Consider the following 21,145-nt stretch of genomic DNA (forward strand, 5'->3'; position numbering starts at 1 on the left):
CCCCCGCGCTTTTTTTACGGCGCGCGCAAGCCGATATGCAAGTTGACGACGCCAGGCTCTTCCGACGGCGTGACCTCGCCGCCAAAGCTTTTCACCAGCCGCTGCATGCCCTTGTTGCGCGCCATCGCCTCGCCCACCAGCGCTTCCGTGCCGCGGCTGCGGAAGTAGTCGACGAGCTTCTCGAACAGGATATGCCCGAGTCCCTTGCCCTTCAGGGCCGAGCGCACGGCGATGGCGAAATCGGCGTGGATATTGTCCGGGTCGGCCACGGCGCGCACCACGCCCAGGGTTTCCGGCTTGCCGTCCGGCCCCGTGTGCGTGGCGATGAAAGCCATGGCGCGGTCGTAATCGATCTGCGTCAGGCGCGCCAGCTGCGACACGGGCAGTTCGCGCATCGAGGTAAAAAAGCGCAGGCGCACGTCGTCCGGGTCCAGCGCGTGGAACAGGTCCATGTGCTGCGGCGCGTCCTCGGGGCGGATGGGGCGCAGCAGAATCGATTGCCCCATCCACGTCACCTGCTCTTCCAGCTCCTGCGGATACGGGCGGATGGCCAGGCGGTCGCGCTGCTGGCCCGGCTGCAAGCGGATGCGCGCGTCGAGCGCGATCACGCCGTCCGCGTCGGCCACCAGCGGGTTGATGTCGAGTTCGGCCAGCTCGCCGATGTCGGCCACCAGTTCGGCCACCTGGATCAGCGTGTAGCAGATGGCGTCGATGTCGGCCGGCGGCTGGTTGCGGTAGCCTGCCAGCAATTTCGACACGCGCGTGCGCGCCAGCATGTCGCGCGCCAGCACCATGTTCAATGGCGGCAGGCCGATGGCGTGATCGGCCGTCACTTCCACGGCGATGCCGCCCTGCCCCACCAAAATCACGGGGCCGAAGGCGGCGTCCGTCGTCACACCGACGATCAGTTCATGCGATTGCGGCCGGCGCGCCATCTGCTGCACCGTAAAGCCGTCGATCAGCGCGTCGGGGCGCATGCGGCGCACGCGCTTGAGCATGGCGGCGGCGGCCGTGCGCAGGATGTCGGGCGTGTCGAGGTCGAGCGCCACGCCGCCCACGTCGGATTTGTGGGCGATGTCGGGCGAGTGGATCTTCAGCGCCACCGGGTAGCCGATGTCCGCCGCCACGGCCAGCGCCGCTTCCACGTCGGCCGCCATGCGCGTGGTGGCCACGGGGATGCCGTAGGCGGCCAGAATCTCTTTCGAGCGGCATTCGCCCAGCACCGTCTGGCCGGCCGCCAGCGCGGCGGCGACGATCTCGCGCACCCTGGCGCGGCGCGGCGTGGCCGACATGGGCAGCTGCGCCGGCACCTGCATCAGGGTTTCCTGGTTGCGCCGGTACTGCACGATCTGCATGAAGCCATGCACGGCCTTTTCCGGCGTGTCGTAGGTGGGAATGCCGGCGCGATTAAAAACCTGGCGCGCGGGGGCCACGGTCGTGCCGCCCAGCAGGCACGACAGCACCGTGCGCGAAGTGGCCTTGATCAGCGGCGTGACGGCTTCGGCAATGTCGATCGACGAGACCATGGCCGTGGGCGCGTGCAGCAGCAGCAAGGCGTCCGCCTGCGGCTCGTCGAGCAGGGGCTTGATGGCGTCGGCATAGCGCTGCACGGCCGCGTCGCCGGGCAAGCCGACGGGGTTGTCGTGCGACCAGCCCCGTGGCAGCGCCTTTTCCAGTGCGATCACGGTATCGGGCGACAGTTCGGCCAGCTTGCCGCCGCTGCCCACCAGCGCGTCGGTGGCCATCACGCCCAGGCCGCCGCCGTTGCACAGGATCGCCAGGCGCTCGCCGCGCTGCGAGCGGATGTGCGTGAGCGTTTCCACGGCATCGAACAGTTCTTCGGCCGAATACACGCGCAGCATGCCGGCGCGGCGGATGGCCGCGTCGTAGACGGCGTCGGAACCGGCCAGCGCGCCCGTGTGCCAGGCCGCCATGGCCGCGCCTTCCGCCTCGCGTCCCGCTTTCAGGACGATGACGGGCTTGCTGCGCGCGGCCGCGCGGGCCGCCGACATGAATTTGCGGGCCGCCTGGATATCTTCCATGTACAGCAGGATGGCGGCCGTGTCGATGTCGCCGGCCAGGTAATCGAGCAGGTCGCCGAAATCGATATCGTAGCTGGCACCGAGCGAAATGAACTTGGAAAAGCCCACGCCGTGCGCGTTGGCCCAGTCGAGCACGCCCGACACCAGCGCGCCCGATTGCGACACGAAGGCGATCTTGCCGGCCGTCGCCCCCACGTGGGCGAAGCTGGCGTTCAAGCCCAGTTTCGGCACCAGCAGCCCCATGCTGTTGGGTCCCAGGATGCGCAGCAAATGCGGTTTGGCCGCCTTCAGCATGGCCAGGCGCAGCGACTGCTCGCGCACGGGGTCGAGGCCGGACGTCATGACGATGGCCGCGCGCGTGCCCAGCGCGCCCAGTTCGCGGATCAGCGCCGTGATGGTGGCGGGCGGCGTGCAGATGATGGCCAGCTCCGGCGCCTTCGGCAAGTGCGCCAGCTTGCGGTAGCATTTCAGGCCCATCAGCTCGTCATACTTGGGATTGACGGGCCAAATCTCGCCTTGATATCCCCCGCCCAGCAGGTTGTACAGGGCGATGGCGCCCAGCTTGCGTTCGCGCGCCGTGGCGCCGATCAGGGCCACCGAGGCCGGCTTGAACAGCTTGTCGAGATTACGGATACTCATGTTCTGGCCTCATGGATTGCCGGAGCGGGATTGCCGGAGTGGCTGCGCCAGTGTATAGGATGCGTTGCCAAAAAAATTTGACTTTGCAAAGCGTTTCACGAAAAAACCGCGCGCGCCTACCAGCGCGAGCGGTGGCTTTCCGTCACCCCCGCCAGCTGCGCCACGATGCGCTTGGGCGACTCGGCGCTGGCGCGCACCCAGCCGCTGAAGGTGCCGATGGGCTGGATGTAGCGGCTGGCGGCGATCCACAGGTTTTTGTCCTCGCGCCGCGCCCCTTCCGGCTTGAAGTGCAGGTCGAGCAGATCGTCGTCCGTCCACACGTGCCACGGCGCCAGCGGGTTGTCGGGATTGAAGTCGAAATGCGCGCGCCCCAGCGGATACAGCTGGCCATCGAGCCACAGTGCGTTTTCGTGCCCGCCGAAATAGCCGGCCTGCAGGTTGAAACCCAGGTCCAGGCTGTGCGCCGAGGCCCAGCGCCATTCCGTCTCGCGCGCCAGCAAGCCGTTCGAATAGTCGAAGCTGGCCACGCCGTCGTCCAGGCTGTAGCCCATGGCGCCGCAGCGCACCGTGCCCCACAGGGGCAGGCCGCCCGACTTTTGCGTCGCGTGCACGGAGCCGCCCTCGCCCACGGGCCCGACGGCCAGCAGGGTGGGCGCCACGGGCGGTCCGAACTCCGCATCGATGCCGAAATGGCCGCAATCGAGCCGCAAACGGTAGCGCTGCTGCTGCAGCGCCTCGATGGAGATCAGGTGCGAGAGGAAGCGGAAACGGCTGCTGGCACCCGCGTGCGACGCCAGCGTGGCGCTCAAGCCCGGCACGCCATCCTGCGAAAAACTGGCCACGATCTTGCCCTTGTGCCGGTCGAAGGCATACGCGAACGCCGTGCTGGTCCAGCCCAGGTCGACGATGGCCACGCCGCAAAACACGGCGGGCGTGGACAGGGCCACGTAATGCCAGCGTTTGTGGTGGAACAAACGCCAGACGGCCCCGCGCGCGTGCGGCGGCGCCAGCGCGGCCCAGTCGAAGGCGCTCAATTGCCCCGTGTAGCGGCCAAAATGGGGCACGCCCTCGGCGTCGAGCAGCGCGGGCGGGGCCGGCGGCAGCATCATGCGGCCTGCCTTGCGGCAGCGCCGCCGTCGTGCAGGGCGGCGGCCAGCTGCACACCAAACAGCGCCGGCTGCGCTTGCGCAATATCAATCTCCGGACACGCATGCCACAGCGCCAGGCGACGCACGGCGCCGGCCACGTCCTGCACCAGGCGGGAGCTGAGGCGCACGCCCTCTTCCAGCGCCAGCGACTTGATCTCGAAGCGGCCCAGTGCGCGGTGCGCCTTGGCGTCCAGCCGTCCCACCAGCGCGCCGCGGCGCAGGATCGGCAGGGTGAAATAGCCATAGCGGCGTTTTTCAGCGGGCGTGTAGCATTCGAGCCGGTAGTCGAAACCGAACAGTTCCAGCGCGCGGCGCCGGTCCCACACGACGGGGTCGAACGGCGACAAGATCGTCGTCAGGGTGGGCGCCAGCTTGCCGGCCGCCGCCGCGCGCAGCAACTCCCCATGATCCGCATGCACGTAAACGGCGTCCATCCAGCCGTCCACCGTGCAGCGCAGCAGCGCGCCCACGTCCACCAGCGCCTGCAGATCGTGCGCCAGGCTGGCGCGTGACTGTTTGGTGCGAAAATAATCGCTGATCCAGCCGGCCCGCGCCAGGCCCAGCGCCTTCACGCTGGCCAGCAGCAAATGGCGGCGCACCTGCTCTTCCGGCGGCAGCAAGCCGTCGTGCCAGCCCGGCAGCACGCGCTCGGCCAGGTCGTAATAGCGCTGGAACTGATGGCGCTTGGCGATCATCAGCACGCCCGACGTAAACAACACTTCCAGCGAGCGCTTTTCCGGTTTCCAGCTCCACCAGCCGCCCGCCTGGCCATCCGTGCGTTCAAAATCGGCCGAGCGCGCGGCGCCGTTGACGCGGATGTGGTCGAGCACCGAAGCCACGGCCTCGCCCTGCTCGGCCATCCATTTGACGGAATACTTCCAGCCCATGGCGGCCGGGTCCAGCATGCGATGGCGGTACAGGCCATAGTCTTCGATGGGCACGAAGCACGCTTCATGCGCCCAGTATTCGAACAGCGCGCCCTCGGCCAGCAATTGCTCCAGCCACGGTTGCGGATAATCGCCCAGCCGGCTCCACAGCACCAGATACGGGCTGCGCGCCACCACGTGGATGGTGTCGATCTGCAACACGCCCATCTGGCGGATGGCCGCCAGCACGTCGGCCTTCACGGCTTTTTTACGCCGCGCCTGCAGCAAGCCTTGCGCGGCCAGGTGCAGGGCGCGCGCGGCGGCCAGCGGTAGCGGGGGGAGGTCGGGAGGAATGGGCTTGTCTGAGCTGTGCATAACAGAAAGATACCGCATTCCGGACGCGCCTTGTGCGATTTATCGCTACCGGATCGCCCAGCCCGCTGTCACGCTACGCGGCGGGAAACACCACCGTCACGGCCAGCCCCCTGCCCTGCAAGCCGGTGCCCAGGACGATGTCCGCGCCATGCCGCTCGGCGATGCGGCGCACGATGGACAGCCCCAGCCCGCTGCCGGGCAGCTGCGTCGCACTTTCCACCTGCACCAGGCGCACAAAGCGTTCGAATACGCGCGCGTGCCATTCCTCGGCGATGCCCGGCCCCGTATCGGCCACGCGCAGGTAGCTGCGCCCCGCTTCCACGCCGCAGCTGATCTCGACGGCGCCCGGCGCCGGCGTGTAGCGCAGCGCATTCTCGACCAGGTTGCGCAGCAGCATATGCAGGCCGTCCGCATGCAGCGCGCACGGCGCCGGCGCCATGTGCACGCTCAGCGCCAGTCCGTACGGCGCGGCCAGCGCCTGCCAGGGCGCGGCTTGCTGCGCCAGCAGGTGCGCCAGGTCGCCCGGCGCCAGCCGCATCTCCAGGGCCTGCGGATCGAGCTGCGCCAGCGCCAGCAGCTGGTTGACGAGGCGCGTGGCGCGCTCCACGCTGGCGCCCAGCGCGGCGATGAATTCCTCGCGTTCGTCCGCGCTGCGGGCCCGCTGCAGCACTTGCAGATTCGTCTTGATGGCGGCCAGCGGGGTGCGCAGCTCGTGCGCCGCGTCGGCCGTGAAGCGCTGCTCATTGTCGCGGCTGTGCCGCACCCTGCCGAACAGGCGGTTAATTTCCTGCAGCAGCGGATGCAGCTCGGCGGGCGCGCCAGCCAGCCTGACGTCGGCCAGCTCATCGGGCGTGCGCGCCGAGACTTCCTCGGCGCACGCCTGCAGCACGCGAAACACGCGGTGGATGCTCCACCAGATGGCGACGGTGGCCAGCGCCACCAGCAGCAGGCCGAACAGCGCGATGCGGTAAAAGAAGCCGCGGCTGATGTCGTCGCGGTGGCTGGTCGGCTCGGCCACCAGCAGCTGCAGGCTGCGCTGCGGATCCCACAGCGAAAACAGACGCCAGCGCTGGCCGGCTATCGTGGTCCACGACAGGCCGTCGGGCGCGCTGCGCGACAGGGCGATGTCGGACGCCGCATCATTGCGGTACAGCACGCGCTGCTGCGCGTCGCGCACCTTGAACAGCAGGTATTGGTGGGGATTGCGCTGGCCGCGCAACGGCAGGTCGATGGTTCCCGCCAAGCCATGTTCGCGCACGTCCTTTTCCACCAGCGACAGCAGCAAATGTCCCGTCTCGGTCAGCGACTGATCGAACAGCTCCTGGCTTTCGCGGCGCGCTTCCACGTACACGATGGCGGCGCTGCCCACCCACAGGGCCAGTGTCAGGCCCAGCAGCACGGCCAGCAGGGTGCGCCGCAGCGACCAGGTGTGCACGCCGCCGCCGGCAGTTAAGAATCTCTTAAGAACTTCTGCGCATGATCCGGAGCGAAATATTTTTGGGAAAGCCATGCCCGTAATTGTAAATGATTCTTATTGCTTTCATGATTCCCATTACTCAAACAATACAGACCAATAACTAATCCACCTTCCAGGAGTTTGCATGTCCCACAGCCCCCGCCGCGCGCGCCTGCCGCGCCCCACCACGCTTGCCCTGGCGCTCGCCGCCCTGTCCTGGCTGCCGGCCCACGCCCAGACGGGCACGCCTGCCAGCATGCCGGAAGTGGTGGTTTCCGCCTCCGGTTTCGAGCAGGACATCAAGCAGGCGCCGGCCTCGATCACGGTGCTGACGCGTGAAGAACTGTCGAAGGAACGCTTCGGCAACCTGACGCAGGCGCTGGAAAGCGTGGAAGGCATCGACGTGGGCGCGGCGGGCGACAAGACGGGCGGCATGAACATCAGCATCCGGGGCATGCCCAGCGACTACACCCTGGTGCTGATCGACGGACGCCGCCAGAACGCGGCCGGCAATGTCACGCCGAACGGTTTCGGCGGCACGCAGACGAGCTTCATGCCGCCGCTGGCCGCCATCGAGCGCATCGAGATCATCCGCGGCCCCATGTCGACCCTGTACGGCTCGGACGCCATGGGCGGCGTGATCAACATCATCACGCGCAAGGTGGGCAAGCAGTGGATGGGTTCCGTCTCGGCCGACTACACCGTGCAGCAGGAATCGGACTTCGGCGACGTGAAAAGCGGCCGCTTCTACCTGAGCGGCCCCATCGCCACCGACCTGCTGGGCCTGTCCCTGCGCGGCAGCAAGCAGCGCCGCGACGCGGCCGACATCCGCTACAGCGACGCGGCCGGTGCGGAAGTCACCCCGAACATGGGCGCCAATCCCGTGCGCGCGGACATCGACAACTTCGGCGCGCGCCTGGCCTTCACGCCAAACCGCCACCACACCGTCATCCTCGACGCCGACGCGGGCCGCCAGACCTACGACAATTCGAAGAAGCAGCTGGGCACCCTGGGCTTGCAGGGCGGCTACGGTCCCGAGCAGAAATACAACCGCGACCAGTGGACCCTGTCGCACACGGGCCGCTTCGGCTTCGGCACCCTCGACAGCAGCTACATGGTGAACAAGACGGAAACCCTGGGCCGCACGATTCCGCCTGGCACGCCGGGCGCCGTCGCCGGCAGCGCGCGCACGCTGGAAGTGGAAAGCCAGGTGTTCGACACCAAATTGGTCATGCCTTTGGGCAAACACATGGCGACCGTCGGCGCGCAATGGTGGAAAGCGGACATGACGGACGGCGTGGCGCCGAAAAAATTCGAATTCACGCAAAAAGCCCTGTTCCTGGAAGACGAATGGCAGGTGCTGGAGAATCTCGCGCTGACCTTCGGCGCCCGCTATGACGATCACAGCATCTTTGGCGGCCAGACCAGCCCACGCGCCTATGCCGTGTGGAACGCGACGCCGAGCTGGACAGTCAAGGGCGGCGTCAGCAAGGGTTACAAGACGCCGCGCGTGGAGCAATTGTCCCCAGGCATCAACGGTTTCGGCGGCCAGGGCACGATCCCGCTCGTCGGCAGCCCGAACCTGAAGCCGGAGACGAGCACGACAACAGAAATCGGCGCCTACTTCGACAACCTGGCCGGCTGGACCGCCAGCGGCACCGTGTTCAACAATACATTCAAGGACAAGATCACGACGGGCACGGGCCTCGTCAATTGCAGCTACCGTCCGTCGCCGAACCGTCCCGGCTGCGTCAGCTTCGGCAACTGGCCGAATGTCGATGCGTTTGGCCAATCCGTCAACGTGGATGAGGCCGTCACCCGCGGCGTCGAACTGAACACGCGCTTCCCGCTGGGCAAAACCTTGTCGGCCAGCGCCAACTACACGTACACGGAAAGCGAACAGAAGAGCGGCAGCAATGCGGGCAAACCGCTGAGCGACACGCCCAAGCACGCCGTCAACGCCCGTTTGAGCTGGGATATCTCGCGCGCATGGAATGGCTGGCTGCGCGCCGAGTACCGCAGCGAGCGCTTCCGCGATCCAGGCACCTCGGCTTCCACGCGCGCCGCCAAGGCCGCGCTGGGCGACTACAAGGGCTACACCATGCTGCACCTGGGCAGCAGTTACCAGCTGAACCAGCGCGTCACCCTGAACGCGGCCGTGTACAACCTGCTCAACAAGGACTTCATCGACTACCAGCCGTACCGCGCACCGGCCTTGAACTACGCCAACCGCTACGTCAACAGCCTGGACGGACGCCGTCTGTGGCTGTCGGCCAGCGTGGATTTCTGACGATGTAAGGTCTGATGATGTAAGGCGTCATCCGCGTCAACATCGAACGGGCTGCCTCAGGGTAGCCCGTTTTTTCATCAAGCCGTTTGCGCTTTATCAATGCAATAGCCGATCGCATGCACCGTGCGTATCAAGTCCCGCCCCAGCTTCTTGCGCAGGTGGTGGATGTGCACTTGCACGGCATTGCTTTCCACCTCGCCGCCCCAGCTGTACAGGTTTTTTTCCAGCTGTTCCCGGCTCAGCACGCGTCCGCCGTGTTCCAGCAGCAGTTGCAGGATGCGGAATTCCTTCACCGTCAAGGTCACGGGCACGCCCCCTTGCGTCACCTGCCGGTCCGCGATGTCAAGCACCAGGTCGCCGTGCACGAGGTGCTCGCGCAGGCGGCCCGCGGCGCGGCGGCAGGCGCTGCGGATGCGGGCGGCCAGCTCGTCGAGGTCGAACGGTTTCACGATGAAGTCGTCGGCGCCCGCGTCCAAGCCGGCGATGCGCTCGCCCACCTGGTCGCGCGCCGTGACGACCAGCACGGCGCCGCTGTAGCCGTTATCGCGCAGCACACCCAGCGCCTGCATGCCGTCCTGCCCCGGCAAGCCCAGGTCGAGCAGGATGCAGGCATAGTCGTGCAGGCGCACGGCCGTGTGCGCATGTTCGGCGCTCGTGACCCAGTCGACGGCGTAGCCGCCCTGTTCCAGGCCGATCTGCGTGGCGCGGCCCAGCTGCGGGTCGTCTTCGGTCAGCAGGATGCGCATGGGAAAGCGGCGCGGCCCGCTCAGTCCTTTTTCTTGATCAGGCCCGCCAGCGCGGCGAACGGATTGTGCGTGGCGGGCGCCACCTCGGCCGACAGCAGGCCGGCGCCACGATCCGCTTCCAGGTAGCGCGAGTGCTCATTGTCGTGGCAATACAGACACAGCAGTTCCCAGTTGCTGCCATCGGGCGGATTGTTGTCGTGGTTATGGTCGCGGTGGTGCACCGTCAGTTGCTGCACGTTGGCACGCGTAAATTCGCGCATGCAGCGGCCGCACACCCACGGATACATCTTCAGCGAGCGCTCGCGGTAGCCGCTCTCGCGCTGGTCGGCGGCGCGGCGCGCTTCGGCCACGATCTTGTCCAGTCTTGCCGCGTCGGGCTTTTTACTCTGCATGACAACTTTCGATATGGGAGGAAGAAGCCACCATTTTAATGAGGATGCAAGCCGAATTGTACTTTTTCTGCCACTCGCCACGCCCGTGCCGGCAGCATGGCGCTTTTTTTAGCATGCGCAGCGCCACGCATGTTTGATTTAACGCAGAATTAACGCAGAATAGGATCAGCGACAGACTACGAACGGACGGTGGGGAGCAGCAACAGGGCGCAGCGCAAGCGGGCCGATTCGGCTATCATGCGCGCCACGCCGCTCCTCCACGTTCCCCTTTTCATCAATCTAGCCTGCAAGCGCCCGTGATAGCGATAACAAGACCCCTGCAACGCCTTGCCCGCCGCCTGTACCGTCTCAGCCTGGTGCCCCTGTTCGCGCTCATCCTGCTGCTGGCGCTGTGGGCGGCCGTCTTGTACCAGGTGGGCCAGGAGCGGGCCAGCGCCGTGCGCGACGCCGTGGCCGTCAGCCAGTCGCTGGCGCGTACCCTGGCCGACCACACCAGTTTCACCTTGCGCCAGACGGATCACGCCACGCAATTGTTCAAGCTCAAATACGAGGAAACGGACGGCGCCCTGCGCCTGAATGAATTCACGCGCCGCCAGGGCCTGCTCGACAGCGTGCTGCCGTCGAAGCTGGCATTGCCGATCGCGCTGGTCGACGCGCACGGCGACGTGATCGACAGCGCCAACGCGTATTTGCCGGAAAACCTGGCCAGCCAGCCGTTTTTCAGGGCGCTGGCCGCGAATGCGTCCGACACGGCCCTGGTCGACACGCCCATGCTGGACGCGGGCAGCAAGCACTGGACCATCCGCCTGGCGCGCCGCCTGAACGATGCGCAGGGCCGCTTTGCCGGCGCCATCGTCATCCACGTCGACCCCACGTATTTTGTCGACGATTACGACCGCCTGAACCTCGACGAACAGGGCGCGCTGATGCTGGTGGCGCGCGACAGCGGCCTGACGGTGGGGCGCATCGGCGAGCAATTGATCCTCAGCGACCGCATCGACTTCCGCATGCCGGGACCGCCGCCGCACGCGCCCGAGGAACTGCTGATCGAGCCGCCAGTCGACGCGACGGCGCGCATCTACAGCTACCGCGAGCTGCCGCGCTATCCGCTGCTGGCCGTGGTGGGCGTGAGCAGTGCCGTCGCCCTGGCCCGCTTCGAACACCGCCGCCTGGCGTATGTCGGCGCGCTGCTCGCCGCCAGCGTGCTCATCGCCGGCTTTACGGCCCTGCTGATGCGCCAGAGCGCGCGCCTGCGCCGCAGCATCCGCCAGGCCACGGAAACGCAAGCCTTGCTGCGCGCGGCACACCAGGGCAGCCTCGATGCCGTGCTGCTGCTGAAAGCCTGGCGCCCCGCGCCGGGCAAGCCGGTGGAAGACTTCATCTTCGCCGACGTCAACGAGCGGGCCGCCGACATGCTGGGCAAGCCGCGCTCGGAACTATTGGGGCAGCGCGTGCTGCCGCGCGTGCCGCTGCTGCGCGGCGAGCGCTTTTTCAAGCGCTTCGTGCTGGTGATGGAAACGGGCCAGCCGCTGGAAGATGAATTCGAGCTGAAACTGGCCTCGGGCGGCACGCGCTGGCTGCGCCACCAGGTGGTGCCGATCGCCGACGGCGTGGCCGTCACCTCGCGCGACATCAGCGCACGCAAGCACGACGAACTGGCGCTGCAGGACAACCGCAGCTTCCTGCAGTCGCTGATCGACCATTTGCCCGTGCTGGTCTACGTGAAAAGCGCGCGCCCGGAAAACTTCGGCCGGATGGAAGTGTGGAACAAGGCGGCCGAGGATATCACCGGCCACCTGGCCGCCGACGTCATCGGCAAGACCGATTGCCAGGCCTTTCCGCCCGGCTTTGGCCTGCACGACGCCGAGGACGACCGCGCCATTCTGGCCGAACGGGGTGTCATCGACCATACGGAAAAGCCGCTGCGCCTGCTTGACGGCAGCCTGCGCTACCTGCGCGCCGTCTCCGTGCCCGTGTTCGACGAGCGCCAGCAGGTCGAACATATCCTGTGCATCGCCGAGGATATCTCGCAGCGCCGCCAGCAGGAACTGGAACTGCGCCAGAAACAGGCCGAACTGGCCGCCGTCAACGACGCCTCGCCGCTCGGGCTGGTGCGCCTGGACCGCCAGCGCCGCTGCACCTACGTCAACCGCACCTTCGAAGCCATCACGGGCCTGCCGCGCGCCGCCGCGCTGGGCGCCGGCTGGACCAGCGCCCTGCACCCGGACGACTACCCGCTGATGCACGTGGCGCTGGAACAGCTCACGCGCAGCCACGCGCCATTCCAGTCCACCCTGCGCTGCCTGCAGCGCGACGGCAGGCTGGTCTGGGTCTCCGTCAAAATTGCCCCCATCCTCATCGACGGCAGCATCGAAGGCTACGTGGGCAGCCTGGACGACATCACCACCTTGCGCGAATCGGAAGTGGCGCTGCTGGAAAGCGAAGCACGGCTGCGCACCATCGCCGACACCCTGCCGGCCATGATCGCCTACATCGACGCCGACCAGGTCTACCGCTTCCTGAACATCGCCTACGAACGCGAATTCGGCCTGACGGGCCGCCAGGTGCTGGGCAAGAGCGTGCGCGACACCGTGGGCGAGGCGCGCTACGGCACGGTGGCGCCATATATCGGGCGCGTGCTGGCCGGCGAAACCCTGAGTTTTGAAGAGGAAGATGAAAAGGAAGGCATCGAGCGCTGCATGGAGGTGATCTACATCCCGCAGATCGGCGAAGACAAGCTGCAGGTGGTGGGTTTTCACGTGATGCGCCAGGATATCACCGTGCAAAAGCGCGAAAAGCAGCGCCTGCTGAAACTGGCCCAGGTCGACGCGCTGACGGGGCTGTCGAACCGCGCCGGCTTCCAGCAGAAACTCAGCGACGCCATGCACGCCAGCCGCCAGCAGCAGCGCCTGATGGCCGTCATGTACATGGATATCGACCGCTTCAAGCCCGTCAACGACACGCACGGCCACGGCACGGGCGACGCCCTGCTGCGCGCCTTCGCCCAGCGCCTGACGCAAACCATGCGCGCCACCGACATCATCGCCCGCCTGGGCGGCGACGAATTCACCATCATCATGGAACAGATCGCCCGCCCCGACGACGCGGCCGTGCTGGCCGAAAAAATCGTCGCCGCCATGCGGCAGCCGTTCGAACTCGACGGCATCAGCGTGCGCATTTCCGCCAGCATCGGCCTGGCCTTCTACCGCGACGAAGACATTTCTCCCGCCGTGCTGCTGCAGCGGGCCGACGTGCTGCTGTACCAGGCCAAGCAGGATGGGCGCAATACTTATCGCGCAGGCGTGCTGACAGCGTGAGACAGGCGCCATTCCTGCTATATTGGCGCCTGTCTTCCCTACCCTTGGCCCACCATGCGCCTGCTGCACACTTCCGACTGGCATCTGGGCCAGACCCTGCACAATTTTGAAAGGGGCTACGAACACCAGCGCTTCCTCGACTGGCTGCTCGACACGCTCGTGGCCGAGCAGGTCGACGTGCTGCTCGTCGCCGGCGACGTGTTCGACAATGCCAATCCTTCCGCCGCCTCGCAGAAGCAGCTGTATGTCTTCCTGCAGCAGGCGCGCGCGCGCCTGCCCGCGCTGCAGCTCGTCGTCGTCGCCGGCAACCACGATTCGGCCGGACGGCTGGAAGCGCCCGGCCCCCTGCTGGCCGCGCATGGCACCCACGTGATCGGCCATTTGCTGCGCGGCGACGATGGCCAGATCGACCTGGAACGCCTGCTGCTGCCGCTCACCGGCAGCGATGGCCAGGTACAGGCCTGGTGCCTGGCCGTGCCTTTTCTCCGCCCCGGCGATGTGCCGAAACTGCCGGCCGGCGACACGCAGGACGCCTACCTGGGCGGCATCGCCCTGCTGTACCGCCAATTGACCGACCTGGCGCTGGCGCGCCGCCAGCCCGGGCAAGCCATCATCGCCATGGGCCACTGCCACATGGTGGGCGGCGAAATGTCGAACGATTCCGAACGCCGCATCGTCATCGGCGGCACGGAAATGCTGCCATCGGGGATCTTCGATACGTCCATCGCGTATGCGGCGCTGGGCCATTTGCACAAGGCGCAGGCCGTGGGCGGGCAGGAACGCATCCGCTATTGCGGCAGCCCGATACCGCTGTCGTTCGCCGAAGTAAACTACCGCCACCAGGTGCTGTGCCTCGACATCGACGGCGAGCAGTTACGCGAGGTGCGCGCCATCGCCGTGCCGCGCGCCGTGCCCCTGCTGCGCGTGCCGGCCACCCCGGCGCCCATCAACGAAGTGCTGGAACAGCTGGCCGCCCTCGACGTGCCGGACGCACCGGCCGAAGCGCAGCCGTTCCTGGAAGTGCGCGTGCGCCTCGATGCGCCCGAACCGGGCCTGCGCACGCGCATCGAAACGGCGCTCGACGGCAAGAGCGTGCGCCTGGCGAAGATCGAAACGTCGAGCGCCGCGCGCGGCAGCGCCCCCGAAAACATGACACTCGACCAATTGGGCCAGCTGCAGCCGGACGACATCTTCCGCCGCCTGTACCAGCAAAAATACGCGAAGGAAGCGCCGCCCGAACTCCTCTCGGCCCTGGCCGAACTGCTGCTGCCTGGCGCCTGAGCGTACCTGAAAAACCATGAAAATACTGAAAATCAGCGGCAAGAACCTGGCTTCGCTGGCCGGCGAATTTGAAGTCGACTTCCAGCAGGAGCCGCTGGCGTCATCCGGCCTGTTCGCCATCAGCGGCCCCACGGGCGCGGGCAAGAGCACCCTGCTCGACGCCCTGTGCCTGGCCCTGTACGACGCCACGCCGCGCCTGCTGAAAGTGCTGGGCCGGGGCAGCGCCCTGCCCGACGTGGGCAAGGAAACCGTCAACGCGCAGGATACGCGCACCCTGCTGCGCCGCGGCACGCCCGAAGGTTACGCGCAGGTGGACTTTGTCGGCAACGACGGCGCAAGCTACCGCGCGCGCTGGAGCGTGCGCCGCTCGCGTACCAAGGCGGAAGGCGCGCTGCAGGCGACCGCCATGAGCTTGCACCAGCTGCCCGCGCTGCAGCCCATCGGCGGCACCAAGACGGAGGTGAAGGAAGAGATCGAAAAACGTATCGGCCTGTCCTTCGACCAGTTTACGCGCGCCGTGCTGCTGGCGCAGAACGAGTTTTCCACCTTCCTGAAAACGGAAGACAATGAGCGGGGCGAATTGCTGGAAACCCTGACGGGCAGCAGCATGTATACGGACATTTCCATGCGCGCCTTCGAGCGGGCAAAGAAGGAAAAGCAGGTTCTCGAACGCCTGGGCGAAAAACTGGCCGATCAGCGGCCATTGTCGCCGGAAGAACGTGCTGAAACGGCAACGCTGGGTGAGGCCGCCGAAGCGGCCCTGCACACCATCGACCTGCGCAAGGCGGTGCTGGAATTGCAGCAGCGCTGGCACCAGGAGACGCACAAGCTGCAAAGCCAGGCGGCGGCCGCGCAAGAGGCGCTGGACGGCGCGGATGCCGAACGGACCGCTGCGGAAGAACGCCGCGCGGCGCTGGCGCAGTGGGAATTGCTGCAGCCGGCACGGCCCCTGATCGACGGCGTGGCGCGCCTGGCCAGCGACATCGCCGGCACGGGCGCCGCGCTGGAAGCGTCGCGCGCGCAGGCCGCGCAAGCCATCGCCAGCGAAGCGCAGCTGGCGCAGGCCGTGCAGCAAGCGGCAGCGGCCTTGCTTGCCACGGAAGCGGCGCAGCGCGATGCGGCGCCCTTGCTCGACCGGGCCAAGGCGCTCGACGCGGGCGTTGCGGCGCAGGTGCCCGCGTACCGCCAGGCGCAAGATGGCGCCCTGGCCGCCGACCAGGCCAACGAAGCGGCGCGCGCCGCGCTGCACGCGCTGCAGCAGCGCCAGCACGCGGCACTAACGGAACAGGAAACGGGCCGCCAGTGGCTGGCATCGCACCAGCAATGGCAGGCGCTGGCGCAATCGTGGCAGTTGTGGGATCAATTGTTTGCCCAGGCCGGGCAAGCGGCCGCGCAAGCCGATGCGGCCGACGCCAGCATGGCCGAGTCAAGACAGCAGGTGCGCCAGGCCTTGGACGCCACGCAGGCGGCGCAAGCGGCGCTGGCCAGTGCCGCCGCCGTCCTGGCCGTGCGCGAGGCGGAACGGCGCGAGGCGCAAACGGCCGTGCAAGCCATCGATGGCCAAGGGCTGCAGGAACAGCGCGGCCAGCTGGAGACGCACGCGCGCACGTTGACCAGCGCGGAAAAGACCTGGAGCGAACTGGCGCGCCAGCAGCAGGCACTGGCGCACTGGCAAGCCAGGGCGGCCCAGCTGGCGCAGGCCGCGCAGATGGAAAGTACGGCATTGGCGGCGGCAGCGGCGCAAACGCCGCTGCTGGAAGCGCGCCTGGCGCAGGCGGAAAAATCCTTGAAAGGGGCGGAAGCGGCATGCGCGGCCAGCGTCGAGCAGCTGCGCGCCAATTTGCAGGACGAGCAGCCCTGCCCCGTCTGCGGCGCGCTGGAACACCCGTACAGCCACGCCGACGACGCCTTGCAGGCGATGCTGGCCAGTTTGCAGGATGACGTGCTGGCTTGCCGCACGCAGGCGCGCGGCAATCTGGAGCGGTTGGCCACGCACAAGGCGGCGCTGGCCGCGACGGCGCGCGAACAGGCGCAGACGGATGCCGAGCTGGCGGCCCTGCCGCCCGCCATCGACAGCTTGCTCGCGCAGTGGCAGCCGCATGCCGATACCCTGCAACTGCCGCAGGAAAATCAGCGCGCGGACTGGTTCGCGCGGCAGCTGGCGGCCAATGCGGCCGGTTTGCAGGCGCTGGCGCAGCAGGAAACGGCGCTGCGCCAGGCCGGCGCGCGGCGCGAGCAGGCGCAGGCGGCGCACGAACTGGCGTCGAGCGAGCACGCGCGCTGCACAAGCGCCGTCGCCGAAACGCAAGCGCGGCTGGCGCAGCTGCAGGCGCAGCAAGCGGGCAACGCCGACAAGGGCGAGACGGCGCGCGCTGCGCTCGATGCCTTGCTGGCGCAGCTCGATGGCGCGTTTGCCGACGCCGATGGCGCCGAGGACTGGAAAGACGGCTGGCGCGCCGGCCCGGCCGCCTTCCGCGCGGCGCGTGAAACGGAAAGCCGGCAATGGCTGAAACAGCAGGCGGACCAGGACCACCGCGGCCACGCGCTGGCGACCCTGGCCGCGCAGCTGGAAGCTGCACTGCTGGCCGCCGCCAAGGCGCAGCAAGCGGCGCAGGAAGCCCACGCCGCCTTTGCCGCCGCCGACAAGCAGCGCACGGCAATGCAGGCGGAACGCCACGCGCTATGGCAAGGCCAGAGCGTGGCCGAGGTCGAGCGCGCACTGGCAGGCGCCATCGCGGCAGCCAGGGAGCTGCTGGCGCGGCAGCAAACGGCGGCGCAATCGGCCAGCCAGCAGCGCACGCGCCTGGAAGAAGCGTGCGCGCAATTGTCGCAGCGCCTGGCCGCCTTGCGTGAACAGGAACACGGCGCCAGCGCCGCCCTGCACGACTGGCTGCGCCAGTTCCAGAATGCCCATCCGGCCCATGCGCCCGCCGACATGAACGCCTTGCGTACGCACCTGGCCATCGCACCGGAAGCGATGCGCGCCGAACGCGACGCGCTGCAAGCGATCGCCGACCGTCACACGGCGGCCGCTTCCGTGCTGGCCGAGCGCCGGCAGCAGCTGGCGGCGCACCTGGCACAGCCGCCAGACGGCCTGGAAACGGACTCGGCCGCGCTGCAGGCGGCGCTCGATGCACTGCTGCTGGAACGCCAGGCGGCCAACCAGGAAGCGACGCGCCTGCGCCTGGCCATCGCGCAGGACGACGCGCGGCGCCACGGTGCGCAAGCGATGCTGGCGCAGATCGAGGCGCAGGCCGTCATCGAGCGGCGCTGGGCCAGCCTGAATGAATTGATCGGCTCGGCCGACGGCAAGAAATTCCGCAACTACGCGCAGCAATTCACCTTGGAAGTGCTGCTCGGCTATGCCAACGCGCACCTGAACCACCTGGCGCGCCGCTATCAGCTCGAACGCATCGACAACCCGAACAATCCGTCGCTGGGCCTGATGGTGCGCGACCAGGACATGGGCGGCGAGCTGCGCTCCGTGCATTCGCTGTCGGGCGGCGAATCGTTCCTCGTCTCGCTGGCCCTGGCGCTGGGCCTGGCCTCGCTGTCATCGAACCGCGTGCGCGTGGAATCGCTGTTCATCGACGAGGGCTTCGGCAGCCTGGACACGGAAACCCTGCGCGTGGCCATGGATGCGCTCGACGGCCTGCAAGCGATGGGCCGCAAGGTCGGCGTCATCTCGCACGTCCAGGAAATGACGGAGCGCATCGCCACCCGCATCCTCGTGCAGCCTGGTTCGGGCGGCAGGAGCGTGGTGACGGTGCGCTGAGTCGCTAGCGGCTGGCCGGCTCCCGGCACAGCTTGAGCATATCCCAGCCCAGTTCGCGGCGGATCTGCTCGGGGTCGGGCGGCGGCCGGCGTTGTGCCAGTTCCGCTTTCAGCCACTTCCTGACCAGCTCCTTGGCGGGCTGTACAGGCTTTTCCTTGTCATGCTTGTCCATGGTGCTACCTCTTCAATGGCGGTCAGACGACCTCCTATATACGTTCAACGTCATGGCGCGGATTCAGTTGACCTGCGCGTGGCGCAGATGCAACAACGTGTAACGATGGCCGGAGTGCGTTAAAATCGCCGCCTTCGCGTAGATGAACTCTACGCCCCGCAACAGTTCAAGGAAACCCATGAAAGCCGCCCGCAGCCTCACCTTCAAGTGCGTAAAATGTCACAAATCCATGCAGGTCTACCTGCAAAAAGTCTCCGCCTGCTCGCATATCCAGCCGTATCAGGGCATTTGCGCATGCGGCGAACTCAAGCGCCACGCCACGGGCCAGGCCGATGCCGTCAAGTCCTACCTGGAGTCGGCGGATGGTAGCTGGTCGCACCACCACTAATGGTTAAAGAATGGGACACGACTGCCGTTAACTGAGTACTTGCTCATTCGGAATTTGTTCATGTCCCAGCTTCCCGCCCTTGCCAGCCGTCAACCCGCCTCGACTACGCTGGCTGGCCAGCAACCGTCCCGCACGGGCGGCAGCGCCACGGGCCTGGCCGGCTCGCCCCTGATGCAGCGCACGGCGCAAGACGTGGTGGCCCTGTCGAAAAACGGCCTGGACCTGTCGGCCAAGGGGCTGTCGCAACGGACCGATGCGCTGGGCAACGCCACCGTCGACGTGGCGCAGGATTTCCTGAACAACATGACACGCCAGCTGTTCGGCGACGGCGCCAGCATCGCCTTCGATTCCGTCGACCTGCAAGCCGGCTCCAGCTTCAGCAGTGCTGGCGCCAGCGTCTCGGGCGCAGGCGCCAGCAGCCGCGCGGCCGCCTTCAGCCTCGATGAAAACGCGCATTTCATCGGCAAGGGCAAGATCACCACGGCCGACGGCCAGACTTTCGACTTCGAGCTGGAAGTGCAATATCAATCGAACATCAGCGCTGGCATCCTTGAGCAAACGCAAGGCGAAGCGCCGGAAGCCACATCCTCCGATGACGCCGCCCCGCCCGCCAAGGAGTTGCCCGCCACGCACTTCGCCGGCAATCTGCACGACCTGTTCAAGCTGCTGGGCCAGCAATTGCAAAGCAACATTTTTAATAACAACGTCAACGGCAACGCCGATGGCGCCAGCGCCAGCGGCAAGGATGGCGACCTGGCGGGCAGCCTGAGCTTGCGTTTGCTCAAGCTGGTGCAGCCGGACGCGGCGGTCAAAGCCGTGGAAACCACGCCGGAAGACCAGGCGCGCGCCCGCGCGCTGGCACTCGCCTATGGCACGGACACCGCTGACGGCACGGCCAGCGACGTATAATGGAAGACGGCCTGCGCAGGCGACCATGCCGCGCGCCCCCTTCTATCGATTGAAACCCATGTCCGACACTTCTTCCCCTACCGTTCATCCGCAGATCCACTGGAGCGAAAACGGCGCCGAACATTCGGCCCGCTGGCGCTCGGAAAGCGGCATGCCGCCGCCCAAGCGCGTCGTCATCGCCGACGACCGCACGACGGCCGACCAGGCTTACCGCCTGGCCTGCGAAGGCACGGCCATGCTGTGGCGCGGCGACTTCCAGAACGCGCGCCAGCTGCTGCAGGCACTGGCGCGGCGCGCCGACCACAAGAACGACAAGCCGAGCAAAAAGGCCAAGGCCGCCAAGCTGGCGAAACCCGAACCGACCGCCACGGAAGCCTTCCATCTGCACCGCCAGGCGCAGTCGCAGCGCGCCCGCACCCTGGCCATGCTGCTGCTGCCTTTTGACGCCGATTACACGATCCCGCTGCGCCGCGCGCCGGACGTGAAACTGGCGTGCAATGAAGCGTATGGCCGCGGCGAAGAAGCCTTCGTCGCCTCGCTGCGCGAACTGCTGGGCCTGATCGGCGCGCACGAATGGCGCCGCACGGGCGTGGAACTGCCGGCCCTGGGCCAGCGCATCCACCCGCATTACGGCGTGTTCGCGCCCATCCGCGGCGAATACGTGGGCCTGGTGGCGGAAGCGCCCCTGCCCGCGCGCGCCAAGCTGGCCTTCGACATCGGCACCGGCACGGGCGTGCTGGCCGCCGTGCTGGCGCAGCGCGGCATTCAGCGCATCGTTGCCACCGACCAGGATCCGCGCGCCCTGTCCTGCGCGCGCGAAAACCTGGCCCGCCTCGATTTGATCGACAAGGTCGACGTGGTGCAGGCCGACCTGTTCCCCGCCGGACGCGCGCCGCTGGTCGTGTGCAATCCGCCATGGCTGCCGGCCCGCCCCAGCTCGCCGATCGAATACGCCGTCTACGATCCGGACAGCCGCATGCTGCGCGGCTTCCTTTCCGGCCTGGCCGACCACCTGGAGCCAAGCGGCGAAGGCTGGCTGATCCTGTCGGACCTGGCAGAGCACCTGGGCCTGCGCCCGCGCGCGCAATTGCTGGAATGGATAGCGCAAGCGGGCTTGAAGGTCGTCGACCGCCTGGACGTGAAACCCACGCACCCGCGCGCGCAGGACGCCACGGACAGCCTGCACGCGGCACGCTCGCAGGAAATCACCTCGCTGTGGCGCCTGGCGGCGGCGTAATCCAGTCAGCCATTGCGCATTGCAGCAAACCCCGCTATAATTCGCCTGCGGGGTGGAGCAGTCTGGCAGCTCGTCGGGCTCATAACCCGAAGGTCACAGGTTCAAATCCTGT

At 67.3% G+C, this 21,145-nt stretch carries 14 protein-coding genes; 7 read left to right on the plus strand and 7 right to left on the minus strand.

The genetic code is table 11. The annotated features are described in order from the left end of the window. Positions 1-14 precede the first annotated feature (14 nt). The 4 genes from IGS61_RS18485 to IGS61_RS18500 form a co-directional block, all read right to left on the minus strand. Positions 15-2,681, minus strand: a complete 2,667-nt coding sequence (locus tag IGS61_RS18485; RefSeq protein ID WP_230541006.1) for a bifunctional acetate--CoA ligase family protein/GNAT family N-acetyltransferase — start codon at positions 2,679-2,681, stop codon at positions 15-17. A gap of 116 nt (positions 2,682-2,797) precedes the next feature. Then, positions 2,798-3,790: a DUF2804 domain-containing protein gene (locus IGS61_RS18490; protein ID WP_230541007.1), complete on the minus strand. Its 993-nt coding sequence runs from the start codon at positions 3,788-3,790 to the stop codon at positions 2,798-2,800. Beyond that, complete coding sequence (locus tag IGS61_RS18495) at positions 3,787-5,070, minus strand: winged helix-turn-helix domain-containing protein (protein ID WP_230541008.1); 1,284 nt, start codon at positions 5,068-5,070, stop codon at positions 3,787-3,789. The genes IGS61_RS18490 and IGS61_RS18495 overlap by 4 nt, the downstream gene beginning before the upstream one ends. A 73-nt stretch (positions 5,071-5,143) precedes the next feature. Then, on the minus strand, positions 5,144-6,505 hold the full coding sequence (locus IGS61_RS18500) for a sensor histidine kinase (protein ID WP_230541009.1): 1,362 nt from the start codon (positions 6,503-6,505) through the stop codon (positions 5,144-5,146). Positions 6,506-6,671: 166 nt separating this feature from the next. Between IGS61_RS18500 and IGS61_RS18505 the strand changes: the two genes are divergently transcribed. Then, positions 6,672-8,816, plus strand: coding sequence for a TonB-dependent receptor domain-containing protein (locus IGS61_RS18505; protein ID WP_230541010.1), 2,145 nt, complete (start codon positions 6,672-6,674; stop codon positions 8,814-8,816). Positions 8,817-8,893: 77 nt separating this feature from the next. Here IGS61_RS18505 and IGS61_RS18510 read toward each other — a convergent pair whose 3' ends face one another. Beyond that, a complete protein-coding gene (locus IGS61_RS18510; protein ID WP_230541011.1) occupies positions 8,894-9,562 on the minus strand; it encodes a response regulator in 669 nt (222 codons plus the stop codon). A 20-nt stretch (positions 9,563-9,582) separates the two neighbouring features. Further along, complete coding sequence (locus tag IGS61_RS18515) at positions 9,583-9,954, minus strand: YajD family HNH nuclease (protein WP_034755042.1); 372 nt, start codon at positions 9,952-9,954, stop codon at positions 9,583-9,585. Positions 9,955-10,250: 296 nt separating this feature from the next. On the opposite strand from IGS61_RS18515, the gene IGS61_RS18520 reads away from it, so the two are divergent. From IGS61_RS18520 to IGS61_RS18530, 3 genes are read left to right on the plus strand one after another with little or no spacing between them, the layout of a single operon-like run. Further along, positions 10,251-13,271 carry a PAS domain-containing protein gene (locus IGS61_RS18520; RefSeq protein WP_230541012.1) on the plus strand — a complete coding sequence of 1,007 codons (3,021 nt, stop codon included), beginning with the start codon at positions 10,251-10,253 and terminating at the stop codon, positions 13,269-13,271. Positions 13,272-13,325: 54 nt separating this feature from the next. Then, positions 13,326-14,552 (plus strand): exonuclease SbcCD subunit D C-terminal domain-containing protein, encoded by a 1,227-nt coding sequence (locus tag IGS61_RS18525; RefSeq protein WP_230541013.1) that lies wholly within the window; start codon positions 13,326-13,328, stop codon positions 14,550-14,552. A gap of 16 nt (positions 14,553-14,568) precedes the next feature. Continuing rightward, a complete protein-coding gene (locus tag IGS61_RS18530) occupies positions 14,569-18,327 on the plus strand; it encodes an AAA family ATPase (RefSeq protein WP_230541014.1) in 3,759 nt (1,252 codons plus the stop codon). Positions 18,328-18,331: 4 nt separating this feature from the next. On the opposite strand, the gene IGS61_RS18535 is transcribed toward IGS61_RS18530, so the two are convergent. Next, entirely contained in the window at positions 18,332-18,499 is a 168-nt protein-coding gene (locus IGS61_RS18535) for a hypothetical protein (RefSeq protein WP_168208539.1), read from the minus strand. 178 nt (positions 18,500-18,677) lie between these two features. Here IGS61_RS18535 and IGS61_RS18540 point away from each other — a divergent pair, with 178 nt between their 5' ends. Genes IGS61_RS18540 through IGS61_RS18550 form a run of 3 tightly spaced genes read left to right on the plus strand, consistent with a single transcriptional unit; the run spans position 18,678 to position 21,033 of the window. Next, positions 18,678-18,887, plus strand: a complete 210-nt coding sequence (locus IGS61_RS18540) for a hypothetical protein (RefSeq protein WP_034755039.1) — start codon at positions 18,678-18,680, stop codon at positions 18,885-18,887. Positions 18,888-18,947: 60 nt separating this feature from the next. Next, positions 18,948-19,796 carry a hypothetical protein gene (locus tag IGS61_RS18545; protein ID WP_230541015.1) on the plus strand — a complete coding sequence of 283 codons (849 nt, stop codon included), beginning with the start codon at positions 18,948-18,950 and terminating at the stop codon, positions 19,794-19,796. A gap of 58 nt (positions 19,797-19,854) precedes the next feature. Then, positions 19,855-21,033 carry a methyltransferase gene (locus tag IGS61_RS18550; RefSeq protein WP_230541016.1) on the plus strand — a complete coding sequence of 393 codons (1,179 nt, stop codon included), beginning with the start codon at positions 19,855-19,857 and terminating at the stop codon, positions 21,031-21,033. Positions 21,034-21,145: the final 112 nt, after the last annotated feature.

The organism is Janthinobacterium sp. FW305-129 (assembly GCF_020858115.1).
Classification (GTDB): domain Bacteria; phylum Pseudomonadota; class Gammaproteobacteria; order Burkholderiales; family Burkholderiaceae_D; genus Janthinobacterium.